Source organism: Saccharopolyspora sp. ASAGF58, from assembly GCF_012277335.1.
Classification (GTDB): Bacteria; Actinomycetota; Actinomycetes; order Mycobacteriales; family Pseudonocardiaceae; genus Saccharopolyspora; species Saccharopolyspora hattusasensis.
In genome coordinates, this window is the sequence record NZ_CP040605.1 from 4,910,585 (window position 1) to 4,930,445 (window position 19,861).

19 protein-coding genes and 1 pseudogene are annotated in these 19,861 nt (G+C 67.1%); 9 read left to right on the forward strand and 11 right to left on the reverse strand.

Annotation, left to right across the window (positions count from 1 at the left end; all coding sequences use genetic code 11):
- Nucleotides 1–100: 100 nt before the first annotated feature.
- Nucleotides 101–262: pseudogene (locus FDZ84_RS23550) on the reverse strand (winged helix-turn-helix domain-containing protein); the annotation flags it as partial.
- A gap of 545 nt (nt 263–807) precedes the next feature.
- Between FDZ84_RS23550 and ltrA the strand changes: the two are divergent.
- The 3 genes from ltrA (at nt 808) to FDZ84_RS23565 (ending at nt 3,607) form a co-directional block, all read left to right on the forward strand.
- On the forward strand, nt 808–2,124 hold the full coding sequence (ltrA, locus tag FDZ84_RS23555) for a group II intron reverse transcriptase/maturase (RefSeq protein ID WP_371812660.1): 1,317 nt from the start codon (nt 808–810) through the stop codon (nt 2,122–2,124).
- 242 nt (nt 2,125–2,366) lie between these two features.
- Nucleotides 2,367–2,597, forward strand: a complete 231-nt coding sequence (locus FDZ84_RS40070) for a transposase (protein ID WP_168587669.1) — start codon at nt 2,367–2,369, stop codon at nt 2,595–2,597.
- 2 nt (nt 2,598–2,599) lie between these two features.
- A complete protein-coding gene (locus tag FDZ84_RS23565) occupies nt 2,600–3,607 on the forward strand; it encodes a transposase (protein ID WP_168587670.1) in 1,008 nt (335 codons plus the stop codon).
- A gap of 77 nt (nt 3,608–3,684) precedes the next feature.
- On the opposite strand, the gene FDZ84_RS23570 is transcribed toward FDZ84_RS23565, so the two are convergent.
- The 7 genes from FDZ84_RS23570 to FDZ84_RS23600 form a co-directional block, all read right to left on the reverse strand.
- Nucleotides 3,685–5,187, reverse strand: a complete 1,503-nt coding sequence (locus FDZ84_RS23570; RefSeq protein ID WP_168587671.1) for an NADH-quinone oxidoreductase subunit C — start codon at nt 5,185–5,187, stop codon at nt 3,685–3,687.
- Nucleotides 5,187–6,665, reverse strand: a complete 1,479-nt coding sequence (locus FDZ84_RS23575) for a proton-conducting transporter membrane subunit (protein WP_168587672.1) — start codon at nt 6,663–6,665, stop codon at nt 5,187–5,189. The genes FDZ84_RS23570 and FDZ84_RS23575 overlap by 1 nt, the downstream gene beginning before the upstream one ends.
- Nucleotides 6,665–7,327, reverse strand: coding sequence for a hypothetical protein (locus tag FDZ84_RS23580; RefSeq protein WP_168587673.1), 663 nt, complete (start codon nt 7,325–7,327; stop codon nt 6,665–6,667). The genes FDZ84_RS23575 and FDZ84_RS23580 overlap by 1 nt, the downstream gene beginning before the upstream one ends.
- Before the next feature lie 15 nt (nt 7,328–7,342).
- Nucleotides 7,343–8,290, reverse strand: a complete 948-nt coding sequence (locus FDZ84_RS23585; protein ID WP_168587674.1) for a respiratory chain complex I subunit 1 family protein — start codon at nt 8,288–8,290, stop codon at nt 7,343–7,345.
- Nucleotides 8,287–10,302: a proton-conducting transporter membrane subunit gene (locus tag FDZ84_RS23590; RefSeq protein ID WP_168587675.1), complete on the reverse strand. Its 2,016-nt coding sequence runs from the start codon at nt 10,300–10,302 to the stop codon at nt 8,287–8,289. The genes FDZ84_RS23585 and FDZ84_RS23590 overlap by 4 nt, the downstream gene beginning before the upstream one ends.
- Complete coding sequence (locus FDZ84_RS23595; RefSeq protein WP_210435068.1) at nt 10,299–10,784, reverse strand: NADH-quinone oxidoreductase subunit B family protein; 486 nt, start codon at nt 10,782–10,784, stop codon at nt 10,299–10,301. The genes FDZ84_RS23590 and FDZ84_RS23595 overlap by 4 nt, the downstream gene beginning before the upstream one ends.
- Nucleotides 10,785–10,884: 100 nt before the next feature.
- Nucleotides 10,885–11,262 carry a helix-turn-helix transcriptional regulator gene (locus FDZ84_RS23600; protein ID WP_168587676.1) on the reverse strand — a complete coding sequence of 126 codons (378 nt, stop codon included), beginning with the start codon at nt 11,260–11,262 and terminating at the stop codon, nt 10,885–10,887.
- 194 nt (nt 11,263–11,456) lie between these two features.
- Between FDZ84_RS23600 and FDZ84_RS23605 the strand changes: the two genes are divergently transcribed.
- Nucleotides 11,457–11,627 carry a CBS domain-containing protein gene (locus tag FDZ84_RS23605; RefSeq protein WP_168587677.1) on the forward strand — a complete coding sequence of 57 codons (171 nt, stop codon included), beginning with the start codon at nt 11,457–11,459 and terminating at the stop codon, nt 11,625–11,627.
- A 734-nt stretch (nt 11,628–12,361) separates the two neighbouring features.
- Here the strand turns inward: FDZ84_RS23605 and FDZ84_RS40875 are convergent.
- Both FDZ84_RS40875 and FDZ84_RS40880 read right to left on the reverse strand, forming a co-directional pair.
- Nucleotides 12,362–13,135: an ArsB/NhaD family transporter gene (locus FDZ84_RS40875; protein ID WP_371812661.1), complete on the reverse strand. Its 774-nt coding sequence runs from the start codon at nt 13,133–13,135 to the stop codon at nt 12,362–12,364.
- A gap of 121 nt (nt 13,136–13,256) precedes the next feature.
- Nucleotides 13,257–13,613, reverse strand: a complete 357-nt coding sequence (locus FDZ84_RS40880; protein WP_371812662.1) for a hypothetical protein — start codon at nt 13,611–13,613, stop codon at nt 13,257–13,259.
- A gap of 280 nt (nt 13,614–13,893) precedes the next feature.
- On the opposite strand from FDZ84_RS40880, the gene FDZ84_RS23620 reads away from it, so the two are divergent.
- Together FDZ84_RS23620 and FDZ84_RS23625 are read left to right on the forward strand one after the other, a co-directional pair.
- Entirely contained in the window at nt 13,894–14,220 is a 327-nt protein-coding gene (locus tag FDZ84_RS23620) for a hypothetical protein (RefSeq protein WP_168587678.1), read from the forward strand.
- Nucleotides 14,221–14,734: 514 nt separating this feature from the next.
- Nucleotides 14,735–15,823 carry a hypothetical protein gene (locus FDZ84_RS23625; RefSeq protein WP_168587679.1) on the forward strand — a complete coding sequence of 363 codons (1,089 nt, stop codon included), beginning with the start codon at nt 14,735–14,737 and terminating at the stop codon, nt 15,821–15,823.
- A 931-nt stretch (nt 15,824–16,754) separates the two neighbouring features.
- On the opposite strand, the gene FDZ84_RS23630 is transcribed toward FDZ84_RS23625, so the two are convergent.
- On the reverse strand, nt 16,755–17,081 hold the full coding sequence (locus FDZ84_RS23630; protein WP_168587680.1) for a hypothetical protein: 327 nt from the start codon (nt 17,079–17,081) through the stop codon (nt 16,755–16,757).
- A 260-nt stretch (nt 17,082–17,341) separates the two neighbouring features.
- Here FDZ84_RS23630 and FDZ84_RS23635 point away from each other — a divergent pair, with 260 nt between their 5' ends.
- From FDZ84_RS23635 to FDZ84_RS23645, 3 genes are all read left to right on the forward strand, one after another.
- The gene (locus FDZ84_RS23635) at nt 17,342–17,563 is read left to right on the forward strand and encodes a DUF6444 domain-containing protein (RefSeq protein ID WP_168587681.1); all 222 of its coding nucleotides are present in this window, start codon (nt 17,342–17,344) and stop codon (nt 17,561–17,563) included.
- Nucleotides 17,564–17,653: 90 nt separating this feature from the next.
- Nucleotides 17,654–18,856, forward strand: a complete 1,203-nt coding sequence (locus FDZ84_RS23640; RefSeq protein WP_168590299.1) for an IS66 family transposase — start codon at nt 17,654–17,656, stop codon at nt 18,854–18,856.
- A gap of 83 nt (nt 18,857–18,939) precedes the next feature.
- A complete protein-coding gene (locus FDZ84_RS23645; RefSeq protein ID WP_168587682.1) occupies nt 18,940–19,818 on the forward strand; it encodes a LysR substrate-binding domain-containing protein in 879 nt (292 codons plus the stop codon).
- Nucleotides 19,819–19,861: the final 43 nt, after the last annotated feature.

Consider the following 19,861-nt stretch of genomic DNA (forward strand, 5'->3'; position numbering starts at 1 on the left):
GGTGCCTCGCCCAGCCATTACCGTGCTTCCGGTTCCTGGGAACACCTCACACGGCGCTGGCCTAATTGGCAGCGTGGGTCTTTCCGAGAGTGCCGGTGGGTCAGGGTTGGAAGCGGTAGCCCATGCCGGCTTCGGTGAGCAGGTGGCGGGGGCGGTCGGGGTTGGTTTCGAGTTTTCGGCGCAGTTGGGCCATGTACTGGCGCAGGTAGTGGGTGTTGCGGGTGTAGGTGGGGCCCCACACCTGGGTGAGGATCTGTTGTTCTGTGGTTTCGGAGCGCCGGGATAAACCGGCATGGAGAAGGAGATGAGAGAGTTCTACATCGAAGGGCTAGCGACCCACGGTGGCCCTGAGTCATGCGTTGGCGTCCGTGAGGGCGTCGGCGAAGCGTTGACAGGGGTACGTGCAGGCTGGGCTATTGAGCCGCGAAATCAAGGTGTCCGGGGTGCCGACGTCGTCGAAACAGGCGGAAGGCAACATCGCTGGCGACGCTATGCGCGAGTCGTCAGGGGACCCCGCGCGGTCGGAGAACCTGTGCATGTACGGAATCTCCATGCGCGAGAACCGGGAGATCCCACGCTCGCCCGTCGGTGTGATGGCCGGGCGGGCCGCTCAGGGAACGCTGAGGCGGTAAGCCTGAGATGAACGAGCGTGGGGAGTCTGACAGCCCCGTAGTACCTGCGAAGCCACCGAACAAGACTTCGGTCGCGGAGGTGGTGGAGGAAAGGGGGCTGGCCAAGGGGAACACGGCCAGGCCGACACGTCCCGGACACAGGGCCGGGCCAGGCGTGCCACACGGGCTGGATCGTGTGCGTGAAGTAGCTCGAAGGGACAAGGAAGCGCGGTTCACCGCGCTGCTGCACCACGTCGACCTGAATCGTCTTCGGGCGGCCTACTGGGCAATTCGCCCACAGGCTGCGCCGGGAGTGGACGGTGTGAGGTGGGAGGACTATGGGCAGGAGTTGGAGGCCAACCTCCGGGACCTGCTCGTGCGGGTTCACAGCGGCGCTTACCGGGCGAGTCCGTCGCGGCGCGTATACATCCCGAAGGCGGATGGGCGGCAACGGCCGTTGGGTATCGCCACGTTGGAGGACAAGATCCTCCAACGGGCCGTTGTCGAGGTGCTGGGCGCCGTCTACGAGGTGGACTTCCTGGGTTTTTCCTATGGGTTCCGGCCAGGGCGCGGCCCGCATTACGCGTTGGACGCGCTCTCGGTCGGGATTTCGCGGAAGAAGGTGAACTGGGTGCTCGACGCGGATATCCGCGAGTTCTTCACCAATCTTGATCATCATTGGCTGGTGAAGTTCTTGGAGCACCGGATTGCGGATCAGCGGGTCCTGCGTCTGATCGGCAAGTGGTTGAGCGCAGGGGTCATCGAGAACGGGGAACTGTCGGAGACCTCGGAGGGAGCACCGCAAGGGGCATCGGCATCGCCGCTGCTCGCGAACGTCTACCTCCATTACGTCTTCGACTTGTGGGCCCAGTGGTGGAGGAGCCGCTATGCGCGCGGTGACATGATCATTGTGCGTTTCGCGGACGACTTCGTCGCGGGATTCGAGTATCAGGAGGACGCGCAGCGTTTCCTTGCCGGTCTTCGCGAGCGGTTCGCGAAGTTTGGGTTGGAGCTGCACCCCGACAAAACCCGGTTGATCGAGTTCGGTCGGCACGCCGCCCGAGCCCGAGCGGCGCGGGGTGTCGGGAAGCCCGAGACGTTCGACTTCCTTGGATTCACGCACATCTGCGGTAAAACGAGGACCGGGCGGTTCTGGGTGAAGCGTAAGACCATCTCGAAACGGATGCGGGCGAAGCTGGCCGAGGTCAAAGACCAGCTCAAGCGACGTCGGCATCTGCCCATCCCGGAACAGGGGCTGTGGCTGGCCAGCATGGTAAGCGGACACCTCGCCTACTACGCCGTGCCCGGCAACACCGACGCGGTTGCAGCTTTCCGCACCCAGGCAACGCGGCACTGGTACAAGGCGCTGCGGTGCCGAAGCCAACGCACTCGCCTTGACTGGACGCGGATGCACCGCCTCGAGACTCGATGGCTACCACCCGCCCGCGTGAAGCATCCCTTCCCTGAGAGGCGCTTTGATGCCAGGACCCGAGGCAGGAGCCCAGTGCGTTAGTAGCGCACGCTGGGATCTGTGCGGGGGGCCGCCCGCGAGAGCGGTCCCTACCGCGATCACTTTTGGTGATGTGATCTTGTGAGTGGATCGTGGGGTGTTCGGCGTGGCGGCGTGATCAAAGCCTGAACATGGAGGAAGCATCGGCGTTCCATGTAACCGCCCGTTGTCCGGGAGATTCGCCGATGCTTCCTGTGGGAACCGTACCGTCTTGTTTGCTGTCTGTGTTGGAAGGGGTGCGTTCGGTGTTCACCGCGCCGACGTTCGCCACGTTCGCCTCGTTGGTGACCGGCCTGCTGGCAGCCACAGGGCCCCGGACGGTAACGGGAATGTGGAGCGCGGCCGGACTGGCGGGACGCTGCCACCACGCTCGGGCGCACCGGTTCTTCTCTCACGCCCGCTGGAGCCTGGATTCGCTGGGGTTGCTGCTGGCCCGGCTGGTGGTGGCCGCTTCGTCCCGGCCGGGCAAGCCCTGACGGTGGTGGTCGACGACACGTTGTTCCATCGCTACGGCACCAAGACCCACGGGGTGTTCTGGCAGCACGACGGCTCAGCGAAGGGCCACGACGGCCTCGGGCGGGGCAATTGCTTCGTGGTCGTCGGACTCATCGTGACCGTGCCATTTTTGACCAGGGCGGTCTGCCTGCCGATCCTGTTCCGGCTGCATATCCCCAAATCCGGTGTCTCCAAACCCGACGCCGCCCGTGCACTGGTCGGGTTGCTCGCCCGCGCGTTCCCCGAACGCACCCTCCACGCGGTGGCCGACGCCGCTTACCGGGGACCGGCGTGGCGCACGCTGCCCGGCAACACCACGTTCACCACCCGCCTGGCAACCAACGCCGTTCTCTACGCCCTGCCACCCGCGCCCACGGGCAAACGAGGGCACCCGGCGTGGAAAGGCGAGAAACTGGGCACCTGCACCGATCTGGCCACCACCGCCACGTGGCGGAGCACGAACGTCACTCGCTACGGCACGACCTCGACGGTGAAAGTCGCCATGATCTCCTGTCTGTGGTGGGGCTCGCTGCATCGCAGGCAGGTCACCGTGGTGCTGGTGCGGGAGACCGATTCGACCCGGCCCTATGACATCGCGCTGGTATCCACCGACACCACCGCTTCGGTCGAGACACTCATCGCCCGCTACGCCGACCGCTGGTCGGTGGAACAAACCATCAAGGACGCCAAGATCCTGATCGGTGCCGGGGACACCGCCAACCGACTCCGCCTCGCGGTCGAACGCAGCGTGCCCTTCGCGATGCTGGGCCTGACCATCCTCATCCTGTGGTACGCCGCCCACGGCACCGCCGAGGCGGACCTGGCCGCCGCCCGCGCCCGCGCACCCTGGAACCGCAAGAAGACCCACATCAGCATCGACGACATGCTCATCACCTTCCGACGAGCCCGAATAACCGTCATCAGCGCAGGCCAGAACACACTCGATCAAAATCCCGCCAGGCCGTCGACCAGCATCTCAACCGCCGCATAACTGCGAAACCTCAGACTTAAGGAACTTCGCAAGTGCTGGATCGTGTGAGACGTGTAGGTCACAGCTGCTCCTGGTGGTTAGAGGTCGTTGCCGGCGTAGGAGAGGTTGAAGCTTTTGTTGGTCAGCGGGAAGTCGGGGACGATCGTGTCGGTCAGGGCGACCGGTAGGGCGGGCCAGTTGAAGAAGCTGGGGTCGACGATCTTCACGCGAGTGAGCGTGCCGTCTCCGGTGAGTTCGACGCGGTGCACGATGGTGCCGCGCCAGCCCTCGACGATGCCCACACCGGAGTGGGCGGTGCCGGTGTCGGGCAGCGTGGGGGCCTGTGCGGGCCCGCCGATGGCGTCGAGCAGACCAGTGATCTGCTGGATGGAGGTGTTGATTTCTTCGGCACGCACCAGGAATCGGGAGAATACGTCGCCGTTGGTGCGGGTGTGCAGGGTGCGGGGGAGTTCGTCGGGGAGGAACGGGTGGTCGTGTCTGGCGTCCACGGTGTGGCCGCTGGCGCGGGCGACGTAGCCGAGGGTGCCCAGATCGGCCGCTTGCCGGGCGGTGAGGATCGCGGTACCCGCGAACCGGTCGCGCACCACGGTGTGGCCGAGCGCGAGGTCGACGATCTCGGCGATGTCGGCCCCGATGGCGGCCAGCCGCTCAGGGTCGGGGAGTGCGGCGACGGTGACCCCACCCGGCACGATCGCGCCGCGCAGTAGCCGGTGGCCGGTGACTTCGTCGTTGAGTCGTAGGAGTTGTTCGCGGACACGTTGGGCGTGGGTGTTGAGGATGCCGTGGCCGACGTCGTTGCACAGCGCGCCGATGTCGGTGATGTGGTTGTAGAGCCGTTCCAGTTCCAGCAGGATCGCGCGGATGCGCTGCGCGTCGGGCGGGACGGTCAGGTCGAGGGCGTCTTCCACGGCGAGGCAGAAGGCGAGGGTGTGTCCGACGGCGGTGTCGCCGCTGATGCGTTCGGCGAGTTCGATGGCTTGGTAGGGGCGGCGGCCCTGGAACAGCTTCTCTAGTCCCTTGTGAACGAACCAGAGGCGGGCATTGAGGTTGAGGATGGTCTCGCCGACCACGGAGAACCGGAAGTGGCCCGGCTCGATCATCCCGGCGTGCACCGGCCCGACCGGGATCTCATACACGCCGGGGCCTTCGACGGTGCGGAACGGGTACGGTCCGGCGACGTCGCTGAACTCCGGCGGATCGCCGGCGTCGGCGCGCATCGGGTACCAGCCCTGTGGCCAGTGGAAGTGGCGGACCAGCCGCTGCGGCAGCGGGTGGCCGGTGGGCACGATGCCGAACAGATCGCGCATCTCCCGCTCGAACCGGCTGGCGGGGAACGACAGCGCGGCCAGGCTCGGCACGCGCGGCGCGTCGCGGTCCAGTGGCACCCGCAGCTCGACGCGGCGGTCCGGGTCGGCGGCAGTGAACAGGTAGACCGCGCGCAGCCGGTCGCCGTCGTCGTGCCCGGCGACCAGGGCGACCCGGAATCCGTTGTGCAGCAGAAGTTCAGCCTGGGCGGGCAGCTCGTCCGGGCTGATCGTCAGCGCGGTGCGGTGGGCACCGACCGGTTCTTCCAGCGTCATCAGACCCCTCCCACGATCTGAGCGGCCTCGGCCAGCAAGGTGGATAGCGGGCCAGCGGTGACGCCGAGCGCCGCGCACGCCAGCATTCCTCCGGCCAGCGCGATTGCGATCGGTGCAGGCACGCGGGCCGGGGCGGTGGCCGCGCCGGGGCCTTCTGGCGGCGAACCGAGCAGCATGCGGCTGGTGTGCCCGATGAGCGCGGCGGCGACCACCAAGACCAGGACGAGCGCGGCAGCGGTCGCCCAGCCCAACCCGGTCGCAAAGCCGGCTCGGGCGATGCCGAGTTCGCTGGCGAACAGGCTGAACGGCGGCAGCCCGATCAGGGCCAGCACCCCCAGCCCGAGACACCCGGCCAGCAGCGGACTTCGAGCCGCTAGGCCGCGGACCTCGTCGATGCGGCTGGTGCCGGTCAGTTGCAGGACCCGTCCAGCGCCGAGGAACAGGACGCCCTTGGCTAGGCCGTGCCCGAGGATGTGCAGCAGTGCGGCGGCCAGCGCCAGCGGGGTGCCGATCGCGGCGCCAAGAGCGACCAGACCGAGGTGTTCGATGCTGGAGTAGGCCAGCATCCGCTTGTAGTCGCGTTGCGCCAGCAGCAGCGACGCCGCGACCAGCAGCGAGGCCAGCGTCATGCCGACCAGCAGCGCGCGGGTGAAGCCGGTGCCGAGTGCGGCGTCGGCGATCACCTTGACGCGCAGGATCGCGTAGAAGGCCACCGACAGCAGCACCCCGGACATCAGCGCGGACACCGGCGCCGGGGCCTGGCTGTGGGCGTCGGGCAGCCAGGCGTGCAGCGGGGCGAGCCCGGCCTTGGTACCGAATCCGATGATCAGCAGCACGACCGCGTTGCGGGTGACACCGGAGTCGAGACCTGCCGCGTGCACGGCCAGCTCGGCCAGGTCCAGCCCGGCGCCACCGGGGGCGTGGGCGGCGGCGTAGTTGAGCAGGAAGGTGCCCAGCAGTGCCAGGGCGATCCCGGCGGAGCAGATCACCACGTACTTCCAGGCCGCTTCGACCGCCGCGCGGGTGCGGCGTTGGCCGACCAGGAACGCGGTGACGATGGTGGTGGCCTCGATCGCGACCCACAGCACGCCCAGGTTGGCGGCGAGCACCGCCGAGGCCATCGCGGCCAGGAACAGCTGCACCAGCACGCTGTGCCGCATCGCGGTGCGCGGCGTGGCACGACCGGCACGGATCTCACCCTCGAGGTAGCTGGGGGTGGCCACTGTGGACATCAGACCGACCGCACCGATCACGATGAGCATGAACGCTGAGAGCGCATCGATTCGCACCATGCCGCCGAGCGCGGTGAGGGGGCCGACGCGGTGCACCTCGATGGCGAGGGCGACTGCGGCGGCGAGCACCAGCGCGGCGCTGGCGGCGCTGATCCAGGAGGTAGCCCGACGCCAGCCCAACGCGAGGTAGGAGAGCGCGCCTAGGACCGGCACGGCGACGGGGGCGAGCATCAATACCGTGGTCATCAGTCGTGCAACTCCCGCAGCTCGTCCAGATCGGTATCGCCGAAGGCCTCGCGCATCCGGGTGGTCAGGATCTGCAGCACCAGCACCACGAACAGCACGTCCAGCGACACCCCGAGTTCCACGATCAGTCCCGCTCCGGCGGTGGCGAGGAAACCGACTGCGGTGATGCCGTTGTCCAGCAACAGGAAACCGATCAGCTGGGACAGCGCCAGGCGTCGGGTGACGAGTACGAAGAACCCGATCAGCACCACGGCGATGCCGACGGGGATCGCCTGGGCGGCAGGTGAGGGGGCTAAGGCGACCAGCGGTCGGGAGACTCCGTAGGCCACCAGCGTCAGCACCGCTGCGGCCAGGAGTGAGGTCGCGACGTTGACCAGCGGTCGGGTCTCCCGCCGTTGCTGGCCAGCGCCGGGCAATGCCCTACTCAACAGGTAGGGCAGCACGCTGGCTCGCAGCACCAGCACACCGGCAGCCACCGTGCCCAGCTCCCAGGAGCCTCGCTCAGCGGCCAGTACGGCGACCAGCGCGGCCAGCGCGACGCCTTGCAGCGCGAAGATCTTGATCACGATGGCCAGTTCGCGCCGCCACAACACCAGCACGGCGGTCAGCAGCAGCGCGCCACCGGTCAGGTCGAGCAGTTGCACGTAGAGCGTCTCGTCCATCCGTGTTTCTCCTTGTCAGGCCAGGAAGAACGAGGCGCCGACGGCCAGCAGGGCGAGCAGAAAGGAACCGGCCAACAGCTCGGGCACCCGGAACAGCCGCAGCTTGGCCAGAAACACCTCACCGGCACCCAGCAACACGCCGAGCAGGCCGACCTTCACCACGAAGGCCAGTACCCCGACGAGCAGCGCGACCGGTGTGAGGGTGGTGGCGATGCCCCAAGGCACGAACAGGTTCGCCAGCAGGCCGAGGAACACGGTCAGCCGCATCGCCGAGGCCAGTTCCACCAGCGCCAGGTCCCGGCCGGTGTACTCCAGGATCATCGCTTCGTGCACCATGGTCAGCTCCAGGTGCGTGGACGGGTTGTCCACCGGCAGCCGCCCGGTCTCGGCGATGATCACCACACCGAGCGCGACCGCAGCCAGCAGGCTGACCGGGGAGATCACCAGCGCAGGATCGTGCTGCATCGCGGACACGATCGTGGCGAGGTTGGTCGAACCGACCCGCACCGAGAGTGCGAAGATCGCCACCAGCAGGGTGGGTTCGACCAGCGCGATGATCGTCACCTCGCGGCTGGCGCCCATCCCGCCGAACGCGGTGCCGGTGTCCAGCCCGGCCAGCGCCAGCGTCGCGGTGCCCATCGCCAGCAGCGCCACTACCGCGAAGAGGTCTGAGACAGGGTTGAGCGCCGATGCGGTGGTCACGTACGGCGCCACCGCCGCGACGACCAGTGCGGTGGCCACCAGCACCAGTGGCGCGATGCGGAACATCTCGCTCGTGCCCCGGGGTGTGATCGCTTCCTTGCGGAAGAGTTTGCGCAGGTCCCGCCATGGCTGCAGCACACCCGGCCCCTGGCGGCCTTCGAGCCTCGCCCGGGCCTGCCGCATGACGCCGATGAGCAGCGGCGCGCCACCCACGATCAGCACCGCCTGCACGAATCCGCCGACCACACCGAGAACGCTCACCGGGTCACCGCCAACAGGATCAGCAGTGCGCAGACCGTGTAGAAGCCGTAGCCGAGGTAGCGGTGCACGCTGCCGGTGGCCAACCGCCGTGCCCACCCGCCGCACGCCGCCACCACAGCGAGCACCGGAGCGTACAGGCGACGCTCGATCCGGTCGGGCACCTTCCGCCGGAACTCCACGGCCCGCACCAGATACCGCGATTCCTCGTAGTGGCTGACATCCACGTCCTGCTCCGGTTGCACCACGTTGTCGAACACCCGCTGTAGCGGCTCGGCGAACGACGTCGCCGTGTATTCCATCCGCGCCGACAGCGGACCCGCCCCGCAGTCCCACAACCGCGCGGCACGCCGCGCCCGCCGGGCCGACACCACCTGCACCACAACCAATGCCAGGACGGTGGCGCAGAGGAGCGCAAGTGTGAGCATCAGCGGCGACAACGATCCGGTCACCCCGGTCAGTTGGAGGGTCACCGTACCGGTGACCGCGGGGCCCGCCGACCCCAACGCGATCCCGCTGGCCGCCGACACCGCGGGCAGCACGAGCGTGGGCACCAGCGCCAGCACCGCGCACGCCAACCCAGCGAGCGCCATTCCCGCGAGCATGCCGGCCGGGCTCTCGCGTGCGGTCGTGGCGACGTCGCTTCGGGGCTTGGCCAGGAACCCGACCCCGAACGCCTTGACGAAGGTCGCCACCGCCAACCCGGCCGTGAGCGCGACCGCGGACACCGCCACCGGTAGCACGACCGCCTCAGCGGTCCCCGAAGCAGGCAACCCGTGGATCAGCGCCTGCAACAACAACCACTCCGACACGAACGCCGTGCCCGGTGGCAGCGCGGAGGCGGCAAGCGCACCCCAGCCGAATGCCGCCGTGGTCACCGGCATGCCCTGCCGCAGACCACCCAACGCGTCCAGATCACGGGTACCGGTGCCGTGCAAGACGGAGCCCGCCGCGAGGAACAGCAATGTCTTGAACGCCGCGTGGTTGAGGACGTGCAGCAAAGCGGCGGCCAGCGCCACACCAGCCAGCTCGCGGTTGCCATTGGAGAGGAACAGCCCCGCTGCGCCGATGCCGATGAGCACCAGCCCCATGTTCTCGGTCGTTGACTGCCCCAGCAGGCGCTTGAGATCGGTGCTCATCGCCGCCTGCAGGATCCCGTACACCGCGGAAACCGCGCCCAGCGCCAGCACCAGCAGCCACCACCACTGCGGGCCACCGCCGAGCAGATCGAACACGACCCGCACGATGCCGTACACGCCCAGGTTGACCATGGCCGCCGACATCAAGGCGGACACGTGGCTCGGCGCTTCCGGATGCGCCCGCGGCAGCCACGCGTGCAGCGGCAGGATCCCGGCCTTCGACGCGAAACCCGCCAGCGTCACCACGAAAACCACGCTGCTCAGGGCAGGGGAGAGACTGGCCGAGCGCAGAGCGGGGAACGAGTCACTCCCGGCAGCCGCGGCGAACACCATCAGTCCGATGAGGACGGAGACGAAACCAAGGTGGGTCATCACCGCGTACCAGCGCCCCGCCGAGGCCACCTCGGGGCGCTGCCGGTGCTCGGCCACCACCAGCAGCAACGAGGTCAGCGCCATCAGTTCCCAGCACACCAGGAACGTGCCCACACTCGCCGCCGCCGGCACCAGCAACATCGCCACCACGAACAGCGGGAACACCGACTGCACCGGGCGCGAGCCCAAGCCGTGCGAGCAGGCGTAGGAGATGCCGTAGATCCCTGCCACCACCGCGACACCACCGGTCACCGCGACGAACAACCCGCCCAGCGCGTCCAGCGCGATCGACACCCCGGCCAGCGGCAGCAGATCGGGTAGCACGATCGAAAACCCAGGCCCGACCATCGCCGCCGTCCCGGCGACCACACCGGCAGCGCCCGTCAGTGCGGTCGTGACACCCACTGCCGCCGGTCGTGAACGGGAAGGCAGCACCAGGGCGATCAGAGCGGTGAACACACTGATGGCCACGGCGGTGCCGAGGCCTACTGCTGCGAGATTCATCGACCGGTCAGCTTCCGCAACCCCTCGACGATCGCCTCCGGCCGCGGCGGACACCCGGCGATCTCCACATCCACCGGAACCACATCGCGCACTGCGCCCGCCACCCCGTACGCCCCAGCGAACGCACCGCAGTTGCGGGCGCAGTCACCCACCGCCACCACAGTCTTCGGGCCCGGCACCGCGTCATAGGTGCGCCGCAACGGCTCGGCCATGTTGCGGGTGACCGGCCCGGTCACCACCAGCGCATCGGCATGCCGCGGCGAGGCCACCAGCCGCGCACCGTAGCGCTCGGCGTCGTAGACCGGCCCGAACACCGAACCGATCTCCACCTCGCACCCGTTGCACGAACCCGCGTCCACGTGCCGGATCTGCACCGAGCCGCCCAGCTCCGCCGCGGCCGGTAACCCCTCACCCGCCGGTCGCGCGGGCGCGGGCTCGGCCACCCGCCCGGTTCTGCGGATCTTCCGCCACAAACCCAGCACGCTCTCGCTCCTGCCTCACTCCGTACGAAAAGTCCGTTCGAGTCATGAGGGTGCGGTCACGTCGCCGAAGCCTGCAGGAAATCGGCGACGTGACCGCGGCTCAATCGCCCGGCTGCGCCGGCCTCCGGCCGCTGCGGGCCGCCGCTGCGGATGTCGCGGTGCGCAGGTCCTCCAGCAACTCCACCTGACCGGACAACACCCCGGTCAAGATGCGCCGCGCGACCGCCAGCAGCTCGGCCACGTGGGGGCTGGTCAGCGAGTAGAACACGGTGGAACCTTCTTTGCGGGTCACCACCAGACCGGCCCGTCGCAGTACCGCAAGGTGCTGTGAGAGGTTCGCCGGTTCGATTTCCACTTCGGGCAGCATCTCCGCCACCGCGTGTTCGCGTTCGCTCAACAACTCGAGCACCCGGATCCGCGCCGGATGCCCCAGCGTCTTGAAGAAATCCGCCTTGACCTGGTAGAGGGGTCTGCTCACCAGTACCCCTCCTCGCGGGATTCATTACTCGCACTACGGCCGTCCATCGTTGGCATACCGCTGATCCTCCCTGCCCGCCGTCACTCGGGGCGGGCCAGCTCGCACGCTGCCCACGAGGTTCAGCAGTTGCTAACCTTAGCAACTTCGAATGGCTTGCTGTGTAGTGGGCCGCACCACATCAATGCGAGGTCGAGATGCGCGAGCCGAGCGTGGCGGATGTGATGAACCCGCACGCGATCACTGTCGTGCCCGGCACGCCCTTCAAGGAACTCGTGGGCACCATGATCGCCCGAGACATCGACGCCCTGGTCGTCATCGACCGGCAGGCAGGCCGGTGGGCGTGGTCACCGAAGTCGACGTCCTGACCAAGCTGGAATTCCACGGCGGCACCGACTCCCCGCCCCTGTTGGCCGGAGCGCACAGCCGCAGCCGCTGGCACAAATCATCCGTGACTGGGGTCACCAACGCCGGCGAATACACAGCGCTCGGCGAGGGTCTGGCCGACTACGCCGCGCGCTGCGAGCACTGCTCGATTCCTTCGCGGTTTGTTGGGGTGGTTCGGGTTTATGGATGGTGCTGTGGATGTGGTGGTGGGATGGCGGTGGTTTGGGGTGGTTCGGGCCAGACCAGGAGGATGGGGCAGGGTGCGTGGTCGACGGCGAAGAGGGTGGCCGCGCTGAGGCTTTTCGGTCCTGGGTGGGTGCGGTCCCCGTCGCGGGCGAGGATGAGTAGGTCGGCGCCTTGGGCTGCGGCGACGACTTCCTGTTCGGCATCGTCCGATGCGCTCCAGTCGGGTGCAGGGGCGCTGTAGGCGGTCGGCGGCGGCGTTGAGGAGTCGTTCGGCGGAGCCGGCGGCCAGGTGTTCCAGCCGGGTGCCGGGGTCGTGTTCGGGGTGGGCGCGGCCGAGCAGGCCGGCGTAGGCGCCGTGGGCTCCGCCCGGGATGTCGTGGCTGGTGACGTGGAGCAGCACGATGTCGGTGTCTTCGGGCGTGTGGGTGCGTGCGGCGTCGACGCACGCGGGCCAGGTGCCTTCGACGATCCAGACGATGACGGGCATCCGATCAGCCTCCGATCACATGCAGCGATGCCCACAGTGCCACTACGGCCATACGAGGCCGGCGGGCACGGTGAGCAAGCCGAGCAGGGTGAACTCGCCCAAGTCCACGTCGGTGTCGTGGCCGCGCATGATGCGTCGCCACAGCAGGGTGGCCAGGGACCCGGCGTAGGTGAGGTTGGGGCCGATGTTCACTCCGAGCAGCACTGCGAGCACCGCGCCGGGGCCGGCCGGGGCGGCCAGCGGTAGCAGCACCAGCACAGCGGGCAGGTTGTTGATCATGTTTGCCAGGACCGCTGCCAGCGCCGCGGTGCCCAGCAGGACCGGCAGGCCGGTGCCTGCGGGCACCAGATTCCCCAGCGCCCAAGCCAATCCGTTGTCGACCACCGCACGGACCACGATCCCCAACGCCAGCACGAAGGCGAGGAACGGCACCGCGGCGGCGCGGACGATCTCGAACGCGGTGGTGCGGCGCTGGGCCAGCGCGCGGGAAGCGAGGACGACGACACCGGCCAGGGCCGCCCACACCGGGTTCACCCCGAAACCGGAGGCGAGGACGAAACCCGCCAGGGTGCAGGCGAGGGTTGCCAGGGCGAACACCGGTAATTCGGGCGCTGCGGCACCAGGCGGCGCTGGGGCGCCGGCGTCGAGGTCGATGGCGAAGTACCACCGGAAGATCACGTACTCGGTGGCGATGGCCACCAGCCACGGCAGCGCCATCAGCGCGGCGAACCGCGTGAAGCTCTGGCCGCTGGCTGCGAATGCCAGCAGATTGGTCAAGTTGGATACCGGCAACAGCAGAGAAGCGGTGTTTGACAAGTGGGTGCAGGCGTAGACGTGGGGCTTGGGGCGGGCGCCCAGCCGGGCTGCGGTAGCACCACCGGGGTCAGCAGCACCACTGTGGCGTCCAGACTCAGCACCGCCGTCGTCAGCGACGCGATCACGAACAGCTCGACCAGTAACCGGCGTGCCGCCCCACGGCGGTGCGGCTCATCCACGCCCCGCAGGCGTGGAACAGTCCCTCGTCGTCGCACAACCGGGCGAAAACGAGCACCGTAGCGAGGAAACCGATCATGGGCCCCGGTCGTTCCGCCTCGATGCGCGCGTGCTCCAGCGAGACCGCCCCGGTGCCGATCATCACCGCTGCGGCCGGAACCGCGACCACCGCCTCCGGCCAGCCCCACGGCCGCACCACCGCCGCGGCCAGCACCACCAGGAGCACAACGACGGACAGAGCCTCCGCAAGTAACGCGTGCAGGACCAGCCCCTCCCGAAGCAGCGAACGACGCCCTTCCATCGAACCAGGCCGACAACGCCACCACCGACCAAACGCCAACGATCACTGCCGCCTGCACCCCCCGAAGCGGCCACGCCCTGCGCGCCGTCAGGCTAGGTGTCAGTGGCCATGTGGTTTTCACTGGCCGCGGACAGCCCGGTCGTCGAGCCGGGCCCCGCAGGTGCGCCGAAGCCACGCCCCGCCGTACAAGATGCCCACAATGGTCGGATCGCCTCTGACTGCATCGGAACCGGGCGTGTCTCGGCCGTGCCGCCGCGGCGGGTGCTTATCCTGGTCCTCCATGTCGCCCTCATCGCACGACGGAATCGTTGGCCAGGTTCAGGCAGCGGTCGACACGGCCCTGGTGAAGGTGCTTACCGCCGAGGCAGCAGCCATGCCGCAGGTGCGGTCCCATGTGCAGCACGCCCTGGGGCTGCTGGCCCAGATCGACGACGATCAGACGATTATCGTGCAGGACGCCGCGGACGCCATCCGCGCCGCAGATGAGCACCTGCACGCGGGCCGTTGGCGCGAGGCCCGTTGCGCACTGGTCACCGGACGACTGGCACGGCCTGGCGCCCGCTATACCGGCACCACCTCGCCGACGGACAACCCCGCACCCGAATAGGACATTGAGCCGACGCGCAGTAACCATCGCCTATGCACGTCGCCGAGGTTGGCTCCTGCGTTTCGAGTTCGGCAACCAGGGCGAAGTGGCTCGGCGAGTTCGGGGTGATCGCCCATGCTGATTCTGTGCAATAGCCGAGCGGCGACGTAGAACAGCGCGGTGGACTCACATGATCAACAAGAGCGCCGTGCCCGTCCTTTACCCAGGGTGAACAGACTTCGCCGGAACCCTGCCCACAAGGGCGGTCCCTACCGCGATCCGTTCAGGTAACCGACAGTGGCGGGCGGACCTGCGAACGCCAGATCAGGACCAGTTGATTTCGTCGATATGTTCGCGAACCGGCAGAAAAAACACAATTGTGATTACCTGGCGTCCACATTTTTCGATCTCTTTGCTGAATTATCCTTCGATCAGGTGTGCATCGTGTGACCGACTCGCGATGACCGCGCAACCAAACCACGATGGGCCTACGGGGTGAAGCGCTCCGGTCTCGACAGCACGCAGAGAGAGGAAAATGATGTCGAATCACACCAGAGAATACCCACTGTCCACCAAAGGACACGGTGAGGAGATTACGACGAGCGACTGGAACGAGGCCGCCGTCCAGGTCAACCGTCTCCGTGACCAGCTTGATCGCATGAAGTACGTGGATGCGCTAGAAAACAGAATCACAGAACTTGAAAATACCGTGCGGGAGATGCAGACGAAGTACCTGGAGGACAAGGACGGTGTGATTCAGAATCGTCATCTCGCGGAGGACTGCGTCACGACCACGAAGATCGGTAAGGATGCGGTCACCTCGAAGAAGCTCGCCGACAACGCGGTCGTGGCCGCGAAGATTGCCGACAACGCGGTCACGACCCCGAAGATCGCCGACAACTCGGTTACTGACGTTGAACTCGCTCCGAATGCGGTCAAGTCCGAGAATATCTTCAAGGACGCCGTCCTACGAGACAAGATTGCCAACAACGCGGTGAACACCGACAAATTGGCGATGGACGCCGTCACGAGCGACAGGATCGCTGCGAATGCGGTCACCGACAGGGAGATCGCGAACAACGCGGTCAAGTCCGGAAAGATCGACGAGAACGCCGTCACAGGCAGGGAACTCGCCAGCAACGCTGTCACGGCTGAAAAGATCGCCGACAACGCGGTGCAGGAAAAGAAGCTCATGGATGGCGCGGTCAGCTCTCACAAGATCGCGATCGGAGCCGTCCAGAGCAGCCACATCGCGCCCAACGCGGTGGGGACGGAGGCACTGGACGCCGGGGCCGTCACGACCGCCAAGATGGCGGACAACTGCGTCACCGACCGGCAACTCGCCCCGAACTGCGTGGCGGACGGAAAGATCGCGGACAACGCCATCGCGGGCCAGAAACTCGTGTCCGGGGCTGTGACCACGGACAAGATCGCTCAGAACGCCGTTACGGGGAACGAACTCGCACCCAACCAGGTGAGCACCGGCCATTTGGTTGCAGCGGCCGTGACGAGCGAGAAGCTCGCGGACAGCGCTGTGTCGGAAGTGAAACTCGCGAAGGACGCGGTGACGACCGAGAAGATCAAGGACAGAAGCGTCACTCCCGCCAAGACCACCTGGACGTAATCCTCACGTCCGCAGTGCGCAACGCTGCCCTCGACATGTGCGGGGGCAGCGTTCGCATTGTGACGCGGCGGCGTGACCTGCTCTCCGGCTTACCGTTTGATGGCCCTTCCCCCTGCATCTCCTGAGGCCAGTTCCGACCGGCAGGCTGAAGCAGCTGCTGGCGTAAGTCAGGTGGTCGAAGCCCTCGATCGACACCCCGCCAATGGTCCGGCGGTAAAGGTGACCAGGCCGTTGCCGCCGCGGGTGCTAGGCCACAGATCGAATGCAGCCTCATCGAGCGAGTTCGCCCACGCCAGCAGGCCACGCTCTCGCCGTCGTATGCCGGGCGGTTGCAGGCACACGCGCTGTCGGTGCAGGTCATCCCTGAAGGAGCGGGGCCGGTCAAGGGGGTGCTGACCTTTCTTTTGGCCTTTCCTCCCGCGGTTGGGCCGCGCCCGGGCAAGGCGTCGGGGTCAAGGCTCGGGCGGAGCCCGACCGCGGGAGGAAACGCAGGGCCTTGACGCCGATGCCGGTCGGCGGATGCTTGTTGATCGCGGGGAAAGGTTGGGTCGTATCTCCTGTGCGGGGTCTTGTCGGTGAGGGGCGTTGCGCTCATCACGGCTGGTGCCCCGGCCTGGTCAGTTGCGCGTTGCGGTAGCGACTGCCGGTCTTCCCTTCGTCACCGGCGTGGGAGCGGGAGTTCTGGCGCCGCCACGTGGACCGCCAGGACGCTACCCCGGCGGGGCTCCCGCTGCTGCTGAACCAGCGGACGCCTGCCGGCCGAGATGGTGTCGATTTCGCGAGAAATCGGCGCCACCTCCGGGGCGACAACACCCTCGCCCAGCGATCGTCACGACAAGTCCGCCCCAGCCGGTGGCGAATTCCGCGCGGTTGCGCGATCAGTTGCCGGACGAGTTGTGGCGACCAGCGCGACACCCCACACATTTCGGGCTTATTTCACTCCTGGACACCAATCCAGTTGATGTACCACTTCCAGTTGTTGATCACGTTGGAGACGCTGAGCTTCTGACCGTCCGACCGCAAGGATGTAGACCTTGAAACTGGTTGCGGTCGGCTCGTAGACCGAAGCGGCGCCGCCGCCGGCGATCCACATGTTCCCGCCGGGGCCGCTCAACGAGATCGTGTAAGTGGGCGTTTGTGTGAATTTCGCGCTGGTGGTGTCGACGAGCAGCGTGACACCGTTTCCGTGTTCCTGCCAACCGGATCCTGGCTGCGTCGACCCGCGCGTCGACCCTGCTCCGATGCGAATGCTGGGCATGACTGCACTCCCTTTCCCCGTTGAAGGGCAATATTTCCGCCAAATATGCTGCAAAGCACGTTCGTTCCGGAGGTTCCCGGAACGGTAAAAGGTTGACACGAATCGACGTGAACATTCAGCCGGTGCACTGTGTGTAGTGCCAGCGGTGCTGGCGTAGCGGTCTGTGACTGCTGGGGCTGTGTGGTTTCTGTGTCGGCGTGTCGCTGGCTGATCTTCTGGTTCGGAACTGCTGTGATGCTGGGGTGCCTGTGCCCGAGGAGATGACCTGTGACGAGTTGCTCGAGCTCGTGGGTGAGCAGGGCGCGCGGATCACGGCGCTAGGCGAGCAGATCGCGGTGCGAGACCGGCAGATCACAGTGATGGCCACGCAGATGGCCGGGTTGGCGGAGGTCAACGAGACGCTGGGCGAGAGACTGGCGAAGCTGGAGCATGTGCTGTCCCGGAATAGCAAGAATTCGTCATCTGCTCCGTCCAAAGACTAAGGCCCGGGCAGGACACCGCCTCCGGCGGAGGCGAAACGCGGCGGCGCGTCGAAGCGGAAGGGCAAGCAGCCCGGGACTCCGGGGGCGAACCTGGCCTGGACCGATTCCCCGGGAGATCACAAGGATCGGTTTCCCCGGGGCGTATGCGAGTGCGGCACTGACCTGGCCGGGGCACGGGATTTGGGGGTGGTGGATCGCTACCAGCAGCACGAGATCCCCCCGGTGTCGGTGAAGATCACCCAGTACGACCAGCATGCGGTGCGCTGTGGCTGCGGCAGGGTGCACACCGCTGCGCGCCCGGAAGGCGCCCGTCCCGGGCCGGTGGGCTACGGCCCTAACCTGCAGGCTTTCGCTGTGTATCTCATGGTCGTGCACTTCATTCCCGTGCACCGCTGCGTCGAGCTGTTGGCATCGCTGACCGGCTCCGCGCCCAGCGTGGGTTTCGTGCACGGCATGCTTACCCGCGCTGCGGGCGTGTTGACCGAGGTCGACACGCGGATCCGCACGCTGATCACCCTGGCCTACGCTGTCTGCTGCGACGAAACCCCGCTGCGAGTGGGGCCGCGCACACCCAAACCGGGCAAGAAGAAAGCCGAGAAGTACCTGCTGGTCGCCTGCACCGAACTGTTCACCCACTACCTGCTCGGTGACCGGGACCTCGCCACGTTCAAGGCGTTCGTGATCCAGGATCTTGCCGGCTCGGTGATCGTGCACGACCGCTACCAAAACTACAACTCCGCCGAACTGGGCGAGCTGACCCACCAACTGTGTTGCGCTCACCTGGGTCGTGATCTCGATGGTGCCGGCGAGGTCTATCCCGATGCGCACTGGCCCACCCAGATCGCCGACGCACTGCGCGGGCTGATCCACGAAGCCCACCTCGCCCGCGCCACCGGCCGGGACGCGATCGAGCAGACGATCAAAAACGAGCTGATCAAGCGGTTCCGTGACGGTGTTCGGGTCGGGCTGTCCGACACCACCAGCCACGGAAACCGGCCCGGTGAGCGCAAGGCCCGGCTACTGCTGGAAGTCCTGCGCGACCGCGAGCCCGACGTGCTGCGCTTCGCCCACGACCTGAAGGTTCCACCCACCTCCAACCAAGCCGAACGCGACCTACAGCCCGCCAAGGTGCAACAGAACATCTCCGGGCGGCTGACCAGCGAGAAACGCACCAAAGACCGCTACCGAATCCGCGGATACCTCTCCACCGCCAGCAAGCACGGCCGCAACATGATCGAAGCCCTCCGCGAGGCCATCCGCGGACAGACGCCACCGGACCCCACCCCAGCCTGACCCGCGCCAACCCCGACCGGCACCAAACCCATCGGGCGATCACGCCATGCCATCACGCAGACCACTCACGGCAATCCAACTGAATGTTTACAGCTCGACATCTGCGACTGGCGCAGTCGGCAGTCACCCGACAGATCCTCGCACTGGAACGGGAAGCGGGCGTGGCCCTCTTCTCACGGACCGCGGCCGGAATGGTGCTGACCGATGACGGTCACGTCCTGCTCGCCCACGCCCGTCGGGCACTTGCCGAGATCGAGAAGGCGCAGGCGGAGATGGAGTCGTCAGCCTCCAGGATCGAGGGCTCGGTGACAGTCGGGCTGCTGGACAGTATGTGCGCGTTGGTGGGGCCGCCCCTGGTCGAGCGCGTCGCCTCCGAAGCTCCTGCGGTTGAGCTCAAACTCGTGAGTGCGTACTCCGGCAGCCTTGCTGACTGGTCGGCCCAAGGCGAGCTCGACATTTCGCTGTTGTACTCCATGAAGATGGGACGCGGCGAGCGTCCGCCAATGATCTCGCTCTTCAGCGGGCGGCTCTGGGCGCTGGCGCCGTTGGGAGCTGGTCTCTCCGGCCAGGATTCCGTCACCTGGGACCGCGTGGCCGGTCAACCGTTGGCAGTTCCAACAGTGGAGCACGGTCTGCGGCACTTGATCGATGATGTGGCCGCCACGACAGGTGCGGCGCTGAAGATCCGTGCGGAGACAAACTCTCTCGAACTACAGAAGGCATTGGTCGTCGGCGACACGTGGACTGTCCTGCCGGCGGGCGTTGCTGCGCAATCGGTGCGAATCGGCGTCTGCGACGGTGCGCCGATCGAGGGCCCGGAGATCCGCCGCACCATCGGGCTGGCCGGGACCCGACCGGAACGCGCGACGCGGGCTTGCTCGGCTGTTCTCGACGTCGTTCGACGCGTGCTGGACGACCTGATTCACCAGCAGCGGTGGGACGCTCTGATCGTCAGCCGTTGAAGGCAAACGCCTAAATAGAGGATGATTGATTCCGTGAAGTTGG